Origin of the sequence: Bradyrhizobium sp. sBnM-33 (genome assembly GCF_032917945.1) — a bacterium.
In the GTDB taxonomy this organism is placed as follows: Bacteria; Pseudomonadota; Alphaproteobacteria; order Rhizobiales; family Xanthobacteraceae; genus Bradyrhizobium.
Window position 1 is genome coordinate 543,042 of sequence record NZ_CP136624.1, and the last position, 14,713, is coordinate 557,754.

General features: G+C 60.7%; 7 protein-coding genes, 1 tRNA gene and 1 pseudogene. 4 read left to right on the top strand and 5 right to left on the bottom strand.

Features of this window, described 5'->3' with window-relative positions:
* Positions 1 to 178: 178 nt before the first annotated feature.
* A complete protein-coding gene (locus tag RX328_RS02595) occupies positions 179 to 1,639 on the top strand; it encodes a trehalose-6-phosphate synthase (protein ID WP_213252622.1) in 1,461 nt (486 codons plus the stop codon).
* 163 nt (positions 1,640 to 1,802) lie between these two features.
* Here the strand turns inward: RX328_RS02595 and RX328_RS02600 are convergent, their stop codons facing one another.
* Positions 1,803 to 2,153 carry a hypothetical protein gene (locus tag RX328_RS02600; protein ID WP_213252731.1) on the bottom strand — a complete coding sequence of 117 codons (351 nt, stop codon included), beginning with the start codon at positions 2,151 to 2,153 and terminating at the stop codon, positions 1,803 to 1,805.
* 196 nt (positions 2,154 to 2,349) lie between these two features.
* Here RX328_RS02600 and RX328_RS02605 point away from each other — a divergent pair.
* Positions 2,350 to 2,439: transfer RNA gene (locus RX328_RS02605), tRNA-Ser, on the top strand.
* Between the two features lie 306 nt (positions 2,440 to 2,745).
* Here the strand turns inward: RX328_RS02605 and RX328_RS02610 are convergent.
* A complete protein-coding gene (locus RX328_RS02610; RefSeq protein ID WP_317258613.1) occupies positions 2,746 to 3,675 on the bottom strand; it encodes an ArdC family protein in 930 nt (309 codons plus the stop codon).
* A gap of 322 nt (positions 3,676 to 3,997) precedes the next feature.
* Here RX328_RS02610 and RX328_RS02615 point away from each other — a divergent pair, with 322 nt between their 5' ends.
* On the top strand, positions 3,998 to 5,050 hold the full coding sequence (locus tag RX328_RS02615) for an enolase C-terminal domain-like protein (RefSeq protein WP_312018041.1): 1,053 nt from the start codon (positions 3,998 to 4,000) through the stop codon (positions 5,048 to 5,050).
* A gap of 146 nt (positions 5,051 to 5,196) precedes the next feature.
* On the opposite strand, the pseudogene RX328_RS02620 reads toward RX328_RS02615, so the two are convergent.
* The 3 genes and pseudogenes from RX328_RS02620 to RX328_RS02630 all read right to left on the bottom strand — a co-directional run.
* Positions 5,197 to 5,908: pseudogene (locus RX328_RS02620) on the bottom strand (IS110 family transposase); the annotation flags it as partial.
* Between the two features lie 115 nt (positions 5,909 to 6,023).
* A complete protein-coding gene (locus RX328_RS02625; protein WP_249726395.1) occupies positions 6,024 to 9,368 on the bottom strand; it encodes an adenylate/guanylate cyclase domain-containing protein in 3,345 nt (1,114 codons plus the stop codon).
* A gap of 618 nt (positions 9,369 to 9,986) precedes the next feature.
* The gene (locus tag RX328_RS02630; RefSeq protein WP_312018006.1) at positions 9,987 to 11,042 is read right to left on the bottom strand and encodes a tripartite tricarboxylate transporter substrate binding protein; all 1,056 of its coding nucleotides are present in this window, start codon (positions 11,040 to 11,042) and stop codon (positions 9,987 to 9,989) included.
* Between the two features lie 338 nt (positions 11,043 to 11,380).
* Between RX328_RS02630 and RX328_RS02635 the strand changes: the two genes are divergently transcribed.
* Positions 11,381 to 14,704: an ATP-binding protein gene (locus RX328_RS02635; protein ID WP_213251595.1), complete on the top strand. Its 3,324-nt coding sequence runs from the start codon at positions 11,381 to 11,383 to the stop codon at positions 14,702 to 14,704.
* Positions 14,705 to 14,713 lie beyond the last annotated feature (9 nt).

The following is a 14,713-nucleotide window of genomic DNA, read 5'->3' on the forward strand; positions in this document are numbered from 1 at the left end:
GTTTCGAACATAGATTCTCGCGCTTGACGCCGAAGTTCGCGACGAATTTTATTTTTCGTGAGTTCCGGTGAGTTCCTGCACGCCACAGCCCGAATTTGGTTTCAATTCGTTGAAAGGGTGATCAGGAACCATATTGATGAATGGTTGTTAATGCGGGCGTACCAACGGGAGGGGACCTTTGAACCTCGTCGTCGTTTCAAACCGCGTTTCGCGCGGAAAACCCAACGAACCCATGACGGGGGGGCTGGCGGCGGCGTTGTTGCCGATCGTCGAAAAGTCGGGCGCTATTTGGGTTGGTTCTAGCGGCCGGGTTCGCGATGGGAACCAGAAGGAACCGTTTGCCGAGATCGAAGCGCTTGGCGCCGGCGCGCTGGCGATGTTGGACCTGCCGGCCGCGCATTACGGCGGCTATTACGAAGGTTTTGCGAATTCCGCATTGTGGCCGGCGCTGCATTCGCGCGCCGATCTGATCCGCGCCTCGCAGGAGGACTATCTCAGCTATCGCGAAGTGAACGCCTTCATGGCGCGCGCGCTGTTCCGATTCCGAAAGGCGGATTCCGCGTTCTGGGTTCAGGACTACCATTTCCTCGCGCTCGGCGCCGAACTGCGCGATCTCGGCGTCACCGAGCCGATCGGCTTCTTCCTCCATACGCCGTGGCCGGCCCGTTCGGTGATCGGCGGCGTGCCGCACCATCGCGAGCTGGTCGAGGCGATGCTGGCCTATGATTTGATCGGCTTCCAGACCGAAGAAGACTGCGAGAACTTCCTGGCTTACGCGCAGTCCGACCTCGGCCTCGTCGTGCATGACGGCGTCATCATTTCGCGTCACGGCCGAACGCGCGCTGCGGTATTTCCGATCGGCATCGATCCCCAGCAATTCGCGCAGTTGGCAACGAAGGCGTCGACACATCCGGATGTCTCGCGGCTGCGGCGCAGCCTGAATGGCGAGAAACTCGCGATCGGGGTCGACCGGCTGGATTATTCCAAGGGCCTGATCAACCGCATCAAGGCGTTCGACCGGATGTGGACCTTGCACCCGTCGCTGGCGCGCACGGTGTCGTTGCTGCAGATCGCAACACCGTCGCGCGGCGCGATCGAGGCCTACGGCAATCTGCAGAGCGAGGTCGCAAGGCTGGTCAGCGATGTCAACGGCGTTCACGGTGAAGTCGACTGGACGCCGATCCGTTATCTCAACAAGGGCTACGGCCAGGCGGTGCTCGCCGGCCTCTATCGCACTGCGCAGGTCGGCGTCGTCACGCCGCTGCAGGACGGCATGAATCTCGTCGCCAAGGAATATGTCGCCGCGCAAAACCCGGTTGACCCCGGCGTGCTCGTGCTGTCGAAATTCGCCGGCGCCGCCAACGAACTCGATACTGCGCTATTGGTCAATCCGCACGACATTGACGGCATGGCGCGCACCATTGCGATCGCGCTGTCGATGCCGCTCACCGAACGGCGGATGCGCTGGGAGGCAATGATGGCGAAGCTGCGCGGCCATACCATCCAGCAATGGTTCGCCGACTTCACTGACGCGCTGCGCGAAAGCCAGCTCGACCGCAGCGAGGTGGCGCCTGTCATGGCGGAGCCCCCGCTATGGCCGCTTCGTTCCGCCGGCAGCAACAACGCGCGGTATCATTAGTCTGGGAGCTGTGAGCAGCAGCCTCCACCTCATCCTGAGGAGCCGCGTAAGCGGTGTCTCGAAGGATGAAGCCACCGGCCGGCCTCATGGTTCGAGACGCGCTCCGCGCTCCTCACCATGAGGGTTTGAGACCGAGGTGCCCGGCAACAATAAGCGACCGCACTTAATAGCAATACGACACACCATCCAGCACCGGGCAGCGCGCCTTGTTCGGCGCGCTCGGATTTTCCATCGGCACCATGCCGCCGCCCTTGCCAGAGCCGGCGAACACGCCGGGGCCGATGACGACGGACGATTTGTTGCCGATGATGACGCTCGGGTGCGGCGAGGCCAGCCTCGATCGCGAGCCGTCGGCCCACACGATGGAATCGCCCGCGAAGATGCCGCGCCGGCCGTCATCGCAGGTCACGTCCACGCCCTGACGCGTGCAGGCCTGCGCCATCGCCGGCCCCGCCGCGGCGCCCGCAAGCGCCGATATCAGGCCGGCGAACAGAAGCGCCCGCGCGATGATCATGCCGTCCTCCACCGATTGCGTTGCCACCATGGTCGTCGATCATGGCCGGATTCCGGTTTAAGCGTCCGGAAAGCACTGATCATTCGACGCTGAACGTGCCAAATTACCAAATAAATTCAATGAATTGGGGAAATTTTGACGGCCGTGCCCGGCGTCCCTTGCAAAATCAGTGCTGCCCCTTCAAGAGAGGGCCTCCGGAGAGATGGCCGAGTGGCTTAAGGCGCACGCTTGGAAAGCGTGTGTGCGGGAAACCGTACCGTGGGTTCGAATCCCACTCTCTCCGCCAAACAGCCCGGCTAACCTGCTGACTTATCTGAGCAACGCATTAACGTCGTCCCTTCGGTCCCCAAGCCGGTCCCCATTGCGTGCCGATACGCTGCATAGCTCGTAGAAAAGGGACCGGTCGCCTGACTATCTGGCGAACATCCACGGCGGCGATAGCACCAGAACCAACCGGCACCACCCCTGCCGAACGTCTCCAGCGCCCGGTCAGCATAGAACACCTCGATGCTGGCGCCGGTCCGCGGATGGATGTCGAAGAACGCCTCACAGCCTGCGCGTTGTCTGGGGTTGGATGGCGCCAGTGGTACCATCACGCCGCTCTCTCCGCTGGGCCGGCGAGTGCCAAGCCGCGCAGATAATCCGCGGCCTTGGATGCTTGGCTGCAGGCCGTAAAGAACGCGCGCTTGTCGGCTTTCAAAAGCTCAATCCAGTTGGCGATATAGCCCGCGTTCCTGACGTCTCCGTCAAAGCCAAATTCAGCGCAAAGGAACGCGGCGCCCAGTTCAGCAATAAGTTCTTCGGCTGCGTAGTTGCGGGAGCCGAACCGGTTCTTCAGATCACGGTCGAGCCGCGACTTGTGTCCCGTCCAATGCGTCAACTCGTGGAATGCCACATTGTAGAACTGATCGGCACCCTTGAAGCCAGCGAATGCCGGCATCGAGATAAAATCGCGGCTCGGGATGTAGCAGGCTTCGCCGTGGCCGTCGCGGATGTCCGCGCCGGTTGAATGCAGGAATGCGTCGGCAAGCTCATCGCGCGTGTCGGGGTTGCGAACACGCATTGGCTTTCCGCTGACGACGCTATCGGGAAGGTTCTCGCACTGGTCGACATTGAAAACCGTGTATTCGCGCATCATTGGGATCAGGCGCGTTGAAAAGCTCTCGTCCGCGGCTTGGTCGCGGACCTGCAGTTGCTTGACGAAATAGACCTTGGTGCCGTGCTCGCCCTTGCGGACGTTGCCGCCCAATTCCAAGGCCTGCTTGAATGTCAGAAAGCGTAGCGAGCGATAGCCAGCCGCCTGTGCCATCCATAACAGAACGACGTTGCAGCCGGAGTAGGGACGATTGGACACAGCATTGCACGGCGTGTTCGCACCGGGCGTTGCCGACCATGGCTTAACCCATGGGGCAGCACCGGCTTCTAACTCTGCAACAATGCGCGCTGATACCTCAGCGTAAAGATCACGTTTCATAGCCCGCCTCGCTGTTATGGCTGAAGCGACCGATCGGCCGCATGCCATAGCCGCGTTGGGCAGGGCTCTCAGTCGGGCATCAGGCGAAGGCGCAAAAATCTACCCCCGGGGAGCATGGACAGGCCCCCCGTCTTCGCGCGCGCAGACGTGTGCCCCGCATATATTTTGGGCTAAAACCCCTGTTAACGTTTCGTTAACGGATTGGCAGGGAGGGAGCCCCAGTACTCGCCGTGCCGATGCGTGCCACGCGATCTCGTCTGCGGTTCGACGGTAGCAGGGTGACCACCGTTCAATCTGCCAGCCAAATAGGGAGGTGTTTGCGATGCAGCTTGCTCCGCTCACATTCAAATCCATTAGGGCGAGAGCGGTCGTGCTCAAGCTGAAGCGTCCGGTTGTCGCGCGGATAGCCACCATCACCGAATGGCCGCTGATCTTGATCGACCTCATCACCGAAGAAGGCATCATCGGGCGAAGCTATCTTGAGCCCTACACCATCAAGACGATGAGATATCTGGTCCCGGCCCTGCAAGATTTCGGCGCTATGCTCAAGGGGCGGCGCGTCGCACCGGTCGAACTCTACGATCTCGCACGAAAGTCGCTGCACTTTCTGGGCTATCAAGGGCTTTCCATGATCGCGGTGTCCGGATTGGATATGGCGGCCTGGGATGCCCTGGCAAAGGCGAGTGGTGTGCCGCTTTGCGTTCTGCTGGGCGGTTCGGTAGGGCCGGTGAAGGCTTACAACAGCAACGGGTTGTGGCTTCAAGCGCCGGAGGTTGTGGCAGCGGACGCGACCCCGTTGCGCGACGAAGGAGGCTTCACTGCGCTGAAGTTGCGGCTTGGAAGGGATCGCGCAAGCGACGATCTGGCCGCCATTCATGCCATCAGGGCCGCTGTTGGCAATGACATGGAACTGATGGCTGATTTCAACCAGGGCCTACATCTTGGAGAAGCCCTGCAGCGGTGTCACATGATTGATGATCAGGGCCTCGCGTGGATCGAGGAGCCAATCGTCTACGACAATCTCGACGGTTACGCGCAGTTGACCGCGGAGCTAAAGACCCCGATCCAGATCGGCGAGAATTTCTATGGGCCCCGCGATCTACACATCGCGCTGCAGAGAAAGGCGTGCGACTTTGTCATGCCAGATTTTATGCGCATTGGCGGCGTGACCGGTTGGCTAAGGGCATCGGCCATAGCGGGAGCGGCGGGCATACCGATGTCGACACATCTTTACCCGGAGGTGGCCGCGCACGTGATGCGCGTCACGGAGACCGCGCATTGGTTGGAATGGCAGGACTGGGCCGATCCTGTCCTGCAGAAACCTTATGAAATTCGCGACGGATTGCTCCACATTCCTGACGTGCCTGGCGTTGGTCTTGAATGGAATGAGGAAGCGGTCGCCGCCAACCAAGCCGCCCTGTAGCTGATCGTCTCGCAGCATCGTGACCAAGCATTCGTCGAATGCCAGCCCTCTCCACAGGCCCCATTCTCGTGCGGGAAGCAGTCCGAGTAGAAGTTATGTAGCCCAAAGAAGTTCTGCTAACGGTTCGCTTTGGTATTGAACCTTCCGCCGATCGCGGCCACCATTGCGCTCGAGATGATCGGGCCAATACCAGGCACCGTCATCAGTCGCCGGCAGGCCTCATCTTGATGGGCTAGTGTTTCGATCTCGCTAGATAGCCTCTCGATACGCTGATCCAGCCGGCGCCAGTCTTCCACCAGGCCCTCGATGATGATTGCGAGGCGAGAGGACATCGACGCGTGTCGCCAAGATGCCCGGCAACTCGAACCGCAGGGAATGCAGGCCTTGCCGCACGGCGATGCCCCGCTCCAGCAGGAACGCACGGATCTGATTGATGACGCCGGTACGCTGACCGACCAATCGATAGCGGACGCGGTGCAGTGCCTGAAGGTCGAGCTGTTCGGCGGTCTTGGTCGCGACGAACTTCATCGTCGGGCGTTGGACAGCCTCGGCGATGGCTTCCGCATCTCGGAAGTCATTCTTCTGTCCCTTCGAATACGGGCGCACGTACTTCGCCGGCATCAGGCGGGCGTCGTGGCCAAGCATCTGGAGTTTGCGGCTGAGATGATGGGCGCCTACGCAGGCCTCCATACCGATCAAGCACGGCGGCAGGTTGGCGAGCCGCGTTTCCACCTGGCCGCGTGACCACTTCTGCCGCAGCACGATGGCACCGCGGTGATCATGACCCACGATGTGGAGCGAGTTTTTGCCAATATCGATGCCGATCACGGCGATCGCTGCGTTGATTTTCTGAGACATGGCGTGCTCCTTGTCTTGAGCGCCCCTTGCCAGCTTCTCGTGCTGGCAGGGCCGGAGCACGGCCGGACCATCCCATTAAGAGACATATGGCGCCAGGTTACCCATGCAGTCCGCGTCACTCCGTGAGCAGCTCCAGCAGCGCTTTCGCCTCCTTAAGGTCCGGCGTGTCGAAACCCTCGGTAAACCAGCCGTAGATCGGCGCGAGCAGGTCGCGGGCTTCGGTGCGCTTGCTCTGGTCGCACCACAGGCGCGCCAGCAGGGTCGTCGCACGCAATTCCCACCCTTTCGCGCATTGCGCCTGCGCGACGTCGATTGCCATGCGCAGGCTTGCCTCTGCGGCGTCGACGTTAGGGCAGGCTTGCTGTTGGAGTAGCTGGGCGCGGAGCATGTGTATCCGGGGCAGGAACCATTGCTCGCCGATTTCGTAAGAAGCGGCGAGCGCCAGGTTCACCTGCTCTATGCCCTCGGCATAGCGCTGTGCCTTGAGATGGGTCTCTGCCAACAGGCCGATCGAGAACGGCAAAAGAGTTCGTAAGCCGAGCTGGATCCGCTCAGCGAGCCCTTGCTCCAGATACCGCAAGCCCTCGCCAACATCCTTGGTCTGCCCCATGTTCCAGCCGAGACACATCAGAGCAATGCCGCGCATTTGCGGTAACCCGTATTCCCCGGAGAGAGCGAGCAACTCCGATGCGGTTGCCGTAGCCGCTGCAGTGTCGCCTCGCGCAATCTGAGCAAAGCCAACATACGACAACGTATTAGCCAGCGATGGCGCGTGCTGCAAACGCCGCGCCAAGGTGATTGCATCGTGTTCCTCGTGTATACCTTGGTTCGGGTAGCCAAGGAGCCACCGCAACAGCGCCCCCATCGACAGAGCGCAGACGGCTGGATCGTGGTCGAGATAGAGGAAGCGATGTTCCGCATGTCTGGCCTCGTCGTAAAGGGCCAATCCAGCGTCTACATGCGTCCTCGCATCTGTGAACATTCCGCGGAACAACCCAGTTGACCATGCGGCATGGTGTGCCTGGAGGAGGATATCTCGGTTGTCTAGATTGCGCGCAACATTGAACAGTTCATCGACGATCTCCTCTGCGCGGGCGAACTGCCCCCGAGTGAGATGAAACAGCCACAATCCCGCGAGCGGCGGCGCCAATTCGACAGAACTCTCGAGTTGCCGAGCGACCTCTCCGGCACGCTCGAAGACGGCGCCTACCTCCGCTGCGGCCCGGCCATGGACGCTCATGAGTGCGGGACCGAGCTGGGACAGGATGGCGAGCTCGGTACGCGACCGCTCGACACCAGGAAGCTGTTTTTCGTTAAGGGCCAAAGCTTGGTGGAAATGTCCGATCGCCTCACGATTGCTCGCCCGATGCACCGCCTGCTCCCCGGCTGTGCGCCAATAGTTTATGGCCTTCTCGGACAATCCCGCTTCCGCGCAGTGTCGGGCGAGCAACGCTGGCCGCACTGCCACGATCTCCGGGAACTGGCGTTCGAGCGTCGCAGCAATACGGGCCTGAAGCGCCTGGCGCCGACCGCGCAGTAGGGTGCTATAGGCGGCATCCTGCACCAACGCGTGCTTGAAGGTGTACTCGGCGTCTGGCGGCGTCCCCCGCCGAAAGATCAGTTCGGCGCGGACCAGCTGTGCCATGGCATCTTCGAGTTGCGGCTGCGGCATTGCCGCGACGGCGCTGATAAGCTCGTGTGAGAAATGCCGTCCGAGCGCTGCACCGATCTGTGCGACCTCTCGAACGGGCGCGAGGCGATCGAGCCGCGCCAGCAGCGAGGCGTGGAGGGTCGTCGGGATCGCGAGGGGCACCGCTGGCCCCGTCACCGTGTAACCGTCCCCGCTCTTTGTCACCAATCCGCTCTCGACGACGGACTTGGTCAGTTCCTCGATGAACAGTGGCACGCCATCAGTGCGGTCGATGATCTGCTCGGTAATCTCCTTGGGCAAGGCCTTGCCGCCGGTCACGCGCATCATCATCTCGGCGCTCTGCCGGGGTGCCAAGCGGCTGAGGCTGAGAAGAGTGACGTGCGAACGGCCCACCCACGGCGGCGTGAACTCCGGCCGCAAGGTGATGATCACCAGGACCCGCAGCGTGGGAACCCGATCGATGAGCAGGTCCAGTAATTCGCGCGTGGTGGGATCGCTCCAGTGCACGTCATCGAACATCATCAGCAGGGGTTGACGCGCGGCGAGCCCCTCGACCTGTGCTATCAGCGCTTCAAATGTTTTTCCCTTGCGCTTTTGCGGCGTGAGATCGAGGGCCTGGTACCGCCCGCCAGTCGGGATCGATAGCAGGTCCGCGATCAGGGGGGCGGCCTCGCTGACATCATTGGTCGCCTGGGCCAGCAGCGCTTCGAGCTTGTCGAGCCGCTCCTCCGTCGTGTCCTCACGCCGGAACCCGGCCGCCCGTTCGAGCCGGCTGATGGTCGGGTAGAGTGCGGTGTCCTGATGGTGGGGCGAGCAGAAATAGCGCAGGCGGATATGAGGCTTGCCACTCAGCCGCGCCAAAACGGTCTGAGCGATGCGCGATTTGCCGATGCCGGCCTCTCCCGAGATCAGCACGACGCAGCCATCGCCGCGTTTGGCCTGCTGCCATCGCCGGAGCAGTAGCTCGATCTCTTCCTCGCGCCCGACGAGCGGCGTCTCGCCCGAACCACGGCGCAGAGCCTCGAATCGGCTTTCTACGGCGCTCGCGCCGGTCACTTGCCAGACCGGCACCGGAGCGCCGAAACCCTTGACGGACACGGTGCCGAGAGCGCGATTTTCAAAGAGTTCACCGAGGAGGCAGCGGGTGCTTTCGGAAATGACCACCGCGTCCGGCTCAGCCAGCGTCTGAAGCCGCGCCGCAAGATTGGGGGTCTCTCCGACCACCTCATGCTCCTGCGCCGCGCCCTCACTGCGGAGGTCACCAACGACCACTAGGCCGGTGGCAACGCCGACCCGCACGTGCAAAGCAGCTCCTGCGCCATCATCAAGCTTCGCCACCGCCTCGACCAATTCCAGGCCAGCGCGCACCGCTCGCTCGGCGTCTTCCTCGTGTGCCTGGGGATAGCCGAAATAGGCGAGTATGCCGTCGCCCATATATCTCGCGACGAAACCCCCGGATTTCGCGATGACCTCGGCGCAACGGCGTTGATAGGCGCCGATGATCTTCCGCAAGTCTTCAGGATCGAGCCGGGTCGAGAGCGCTGTCGAACCGACAAGATCAGCGAACATCACTGTAAGCTGACGCCTCTCGGCTTCGTCCCAGCGAGGCGACTCAGGCGCTCTTCCAACCTCATCGAGCACTGCAATCGCGCGCAATATTTTCTTGCGATGCCCGAGCGAGACTCCGATTTTTTCGAGGTCCTCGTCAGTCAGATCGCGGAGAATGCTCGCATCAATGTCGTTGTCGGCAAAACGCTGAGCGTATTGCCCGAGGCCAAGTGCATTGAGCCAGTGCGCAATCGGCTGCATGGCGGCCACCGACAATTTCGATGTGGCCTAAAGGAACCTGCACTATATCCCGTTCTTTTCTCGATGGCACGTCATGTGCCCGGTCATTGGGCTGTCCTTCGGGCCCTCGATACCGCCGGGCCAATTCACCCCAACCCGCGGACACCGCGAGGCTAAGGCCGGGGAGTCGATCGCGGCAGCGGGAGCGGCCTCGCCGAGGTCCACTGATTATCCCATCCTAAGGCCCCAACCCCAACGGTGACTCTGGCAATGTCCGGAGTTGGCAGATAGTGTTGCAGAACTCTTTTTGGACCACTGAAGACAAATTTTCCGGACTGTGGGCGCGGTGATCGAATAATCGTGGGGGACCACAGCAACTAGCTATGAATTCGCTGGCAACTTCGGCAGCGCGTTTGAGGCTACATCAATCGACGGTTGCCATTCGTTTTGTCGTTTAGCGGAAGTTTAGTCGCGCGGCATTTTGGGACTTTTGCAAAACTATCGGCACCTTTGAGACATGCAGATGCAATCACAAAAGGTCTGCTGACCGGAATTCATCGGTCGATGTTCAAAATAGTGCTAATGACCCCTAAGCTGATATAGGCCGGCCGAAATACCGAAGTGAGGCAGCCCTGCTGCTCATTCCCGTTTCATATTGGCCGCCAAAATCACCCTGCTCCACTTCTTGACCTCGTCGGAGATCAGTTTGGCGAAGTCGGCGGGCGACCCGCCAAGAGCCGTGCCGCCCAGATTGGCAATCCGCGCTTGGAGTTTCGGATCGGCGATGCTGACGTTGATTTCCTTGTTCAGTATTTCGATGACTTCTTCCGGCGTGCGCTTTGGACCGCCAATGCCGTACCATGCACTTGCCTCGTAACCGGGCAAGGTTTCGTCCAGAGCTGGAACGTCCGACAACACTGGCGAGCGCGCCACCGTCGTTACCGCCAGGGCGCGGAAACTGCCGGCCCTGACATATTCGATCGATGAGAGGAGCGGGCCAAAATAAACCTGCGCCTCGCCGGTGAGAAGGGCCGGAAATACCTGCGCGCCGCGATAAGGGACGTGGAAGAGGTCGACGCCGGCCATAATTTTGAACATTTCGCCGGCCACGTGGGGCAGAGATCCGGTCCCGGCTGACGCCATATTGACCTTGCCGGGATGGGCCTTCGCGTAGGCGATGAACTCCGTGATTGTCTTGGCGGGAACCGATGGGTGGACCTCCATGACCAAGGGCACACGAACGATACCTGCGATCGGCGCGATATCACGGACGAAGTCGAAGTTGAGCTTGAGCAGGGTCGCATTTATCGCATTTGCTGCGGTAACCAACAGCAGCGTGTAGCCGTCCGGGGACGCCCGCACGACCGCCTCAGTGGCGATGTTGCCGGTAGCGCCACTGCGATTCTCGATGACAACTGACTGTCCAAGTCGCTCCGACAGCGATTGACCGATCAATCGCGCGACGATGTCAGGTGCACCGCCGGCGCCAAAGCCTTCGAGCAGGTGCACCGGTCGCGTCGGGTAATTCTGCGCGCTGGCGAACCGGGGTAACGCCGGAAGCGTGGCAGCGGCCGCTGCCAGATGCAGGAATTGACGGCGTGGAAGTTTCATTGCGGCCTCCCCAAATTGCTGGCATGCGGAGACAGTACAGGCAACATAGCACGCCTCGATCAGACGTTCAGTGACCTGCTTCACTTCCAAGGGCACCGATGACCGCAATTGGACCCTGAACGGACAATCTCCTCGGGGCGCTAGGCCGAAATTGAGGCTCTGGAGCGGCAGGTTTCTCGGACCGTCAAGATGCCAAGCCCCCATCGAGGGCGAGCGGCTATCGCGATCAGCATCGACGGCGCTACCTTAGTAAGCACAGCTGACCATAATCAACATCGCGTTGACGTCCAGCACGCATCGGCCAAATGTGTTTAGGCCATGGAGGTTGAAGAGCTTAACAATTGCTGACTGACGCAGTGCTTACGTGTATGCTGACGCACCCCACAGGGCCATGATGTACGTCGAACTCTGCGAGGGCCAATATGGCACAACTTCGCGAGTGGCTTGAGGTGCGAGGACTGGGACGCTACGCGGACGCACTGCTGGCTCAGGACATCGAACTCGACATCCTTTCCGAACTGACGGATGCAGACCTGACGGCGGCCGGTCTGCCGGTTGGTGCTCGCAAGCGCCTGCTCCAGGCGATCCAAGGACTGAACAACGTCACCGACCTAGCGATGCAGTCAGCGGGGCCGCCGTCGATAGTTCCGACAACCGAGCCGGCAATTGGAGCGGAACGACGGCAACTGACCGTGCTTTTTTGCGACGTCGTCGGCTCGACCCACCTCGCTGAGACGTTAGATGCGGAAGATCTGCGAAATCTGCTGCTGTCATTTCAGAAGGTATGCGTAGAGGTGGTTCAGCGCCACGAAGGGCAAATCGGCCTTTTCATCGGCGATGGCGTGACCGCCTATTTCGGCTATCCGAGGGCCCACGAGGATTCCGCTCAGAGTGCGGTCCAGGCGGGCCTCGACATCATGGCCGGATTAACGGAGCTTAGGACAGATGGTCTCGAAGCCCGCTGCGGTGTCCACACTGGCCCGGTTGTTGTCGGTGAACTGGGAGTTGGCGAGAAGCGCCTCTTTGACGGCATCGTTGGCGAAGCGCCAAATATTGCCGCACGTCTGCAAGCCTTGGCACCGCCAGGTAGCCTGGTCATGAGCGAGGCCACGCTGCGCCTCGTGGAAGGCTTCTTCGAAGTTGAGCCGCTTGGCCCGCAAATGCTCAAGGGCGTCAGCGCACCGATTGCGATCTATCGGGTGCTGCGCCCCAGCGCCGCGCCCAACCGCTTTGAGGCGAGAGGTGGACAATTCTTGACCCCACTCATCGGTCGCGAGAACGAACTCGGCCTTCTCACCAAGCGGTGGGAGAACGCGATGGAAGGCGAAGGCCAAGCCGTGCTGCTGCAGGGAGAAGCCGGCATCGGCAAATCCCGATTACTGCAGACGCTTCGCATGCAGCTTCGCGAAACACCCCATTCCGAGATTGTCTTCTATGGTTCTCCACAACATCAGACCAGCGCGTTTTGGCCCGTGATCCAACAATTGAATCGGGCGCTGGATTTTGCCAGCGAAGAGGATGACGTCGCACGGCGCGAGCGCCTCCGACACTTTCTCGGCGATCTCGATTTGAACAGTGCCGATGTGGTCGAACCGCTCGCCATGCTGCTGGGTCTTTCTGCGGATCCGGGATGGAATGCCGGCCCAGCGGATCCTGAACAGGTTCGCCGAGCCGTCTTCGCTGCGCTGTCGCGGCTTACCTCTGTGATGCAACGGCAAAGCCCAGTGCTTGTGGTTGTCGAGGACGCCCACTGGATTGATCCCTCGACCACAGAACATGTCGGTCAGATGCTCACTGAAATGGTGTCCCAACGGCTCTTCGTTCTGCTGACCGCTCGACCGGAGTTTCGGGCGCCGTGGTCGAACTTGTCGCAGATGGTGACCTTGCAACTCGCCAGGCTCAGCCGCCGCGAGACCGAAGCGATGATTCGTCGCGTCGCGCCCGATGATCTGCCGGCAGCCATGGTGGCGCAATTGGTCGCCAAGACCGACGGTGTGCCGCTATTTATCGAAGAGCTAACCAAATCGGTCACCGAAAGTACGAGTAATTTCGGCTTCGGCGCGGCCATCGAGATCCCCGCGACCTTGCAGGCCGCGCTTCACACCCGTTTGGATCGTCTGGCGCCGATTCGGCAAATCATTCAGGTGGCAGCACTTTTGGGCCGGGTGTTCGATGCCGATCTTCTGATCGCGGTGACCCAGCGAGACGCTGTCGCGGTTAAGCAGGCACTGCACGACCTGATCGAGGCCGAGCTTATCTACCCGCGAAGAAATCCCCACTGCGAAAGCTATCAGTTCAAACACGCACTGATTCAGGACGCGGCCATCGACACCCTTCTTCGCAACCAGCGGGCCCAATTGCACCGCCAGATCGCCGTTGCCCTGGTCGAGCTTCGCACTGATGCGGTCGAACGTAACCCGGAGTTCCTAGCGCACCATCTTCAGGAAGCCGGCGATTGGGACGGCGCGCTCGAACATTGGCAAAAAGCGGGAGTGGCCGCCATGGCCAGGGCGGCCGCCCGGGAAGCTGTATCGCACTTTGCCAATGCGATTGACTGCAGCAAGAGAATGAGCGAGGTGTCCGGCGGCGCCGAGCGGATAACACGTCTCCATCTGGCGATGGCCACTGCCTTGATGCACGAAGGATATAGTTCTGAGCGCCTTGGCCAGGCACTTGATGATGCACGTCGTGCCGCCGCGGACACTCCACTGGTCGAGTTGCAGTGTGAAGTGACGCTTTCGTTCGCGGCGTTTCTTTATGCCACCGGGCGCAATCGCGATTATCTGATGCTCGCCGATGAGCAACTGGAAAATCACGCCAATCAGCTACCTCCGGCCTATGTGAGCGGCCTTTTGTCGACCAAGGCCACTGCTCATTTCAACCGGGCAGAATGGCGCTTCGCGCTCGACGCCTCCCGCAAGGCCCGGGATATGATTGATCGGACTGACGCCAGTTGTCGTATTCTGCTGGGCGGCGCGGATCAACTCTTGCCGACCCAGCTCTATCTCCTCCGATCACTGGTTGTGATGGGTTTCATTGATGAGGCGGTCGAAACGACAGAGCGCTTTGTTCAAACTATTGACCGAATGGAGAAGCCCTTCGAAATCGTTTGGGCTCTTGGTGTGAAGTGCAATTTATGCGCGCTGCTCGGCCAAAACGATGTGCTACTGCAGAGCGCTGCGAAGATAATCGAGATCAGCGAACGGCATGGATACACGGCCCGGCGAGGCGTTGGTCTTTCAATGCGGGGACTTGCACGCTCGCGATTGGGCGAACTGGATGCCGGCATCGCCGACGCAGGCGAGGGAATGAAGCTTTGGCGTGGTCAGGGCGCCATATTTACTACCCCATGGCTAATATGCTGGTTGTGTGATCTTCTGGTGCAAGCGGGCCGCCTCGACGAGGCATCGCAACTGCTGGATGAAGCCGATGCTCTCGTTATCGATACCGACGAAGCGTGCTCCCTAGCTGAATGCATCCGCATACGTGGCCAAATCGCGGCTTGCGGAAACGATCTGACCGGCGCCGCGCACCTCTTCGAAAAATCGATTGCTGTTTCCCAGCGGCAGGAAGCACGATTATTCGAGCTCCGCGCTACAACACAACTAGCATCAGTTCTCGCACGTCTAGGGCGTACCCAGGAGGGTGAGGCGCGGCTGCGCACCATCATCGATGCATTCGACACCAAACACGAAATCGTCGATCTTGCCGCTGCTCGAAAAGTGCTGGACACGTTGCGTCGATAGAGGAGGTTA

What these genes read in the sequence shown, in the direction of transcription:
- RX328_RS02600 (WP_213252731.1), bottom strand. Translation starts at nt 2,153, where the DNA reads ATGATCATCGCGCGGGCGCTTCTGTTCGCCGGCCTGATATCGGCGCTT.
- RX328_RS02610 (WP_317258613.1), bottom strand. Translation starts at nt 3,675, where the DNA reads ATGGCATGCGGCCGATCGGTCGCTTCAGCCATAACAGCGAGGCGGGCT.
- RX328_RS02625 (WP_249726395.1), bottom strand. Translation starts at nt 9,368, where the DNA reads ATGCAGCCGATTGCGCACTGGCTCAATGCACTTGGCCTCGGGCAATAC.
- RX328_RS02635 (WP_213251595.1), top strand. Translation starts at nt 11,381, where the DNA reads ATGGCACAACTTCGCGAGTGGCTTGAGGTGCGAGGACTGGGACGCTAC.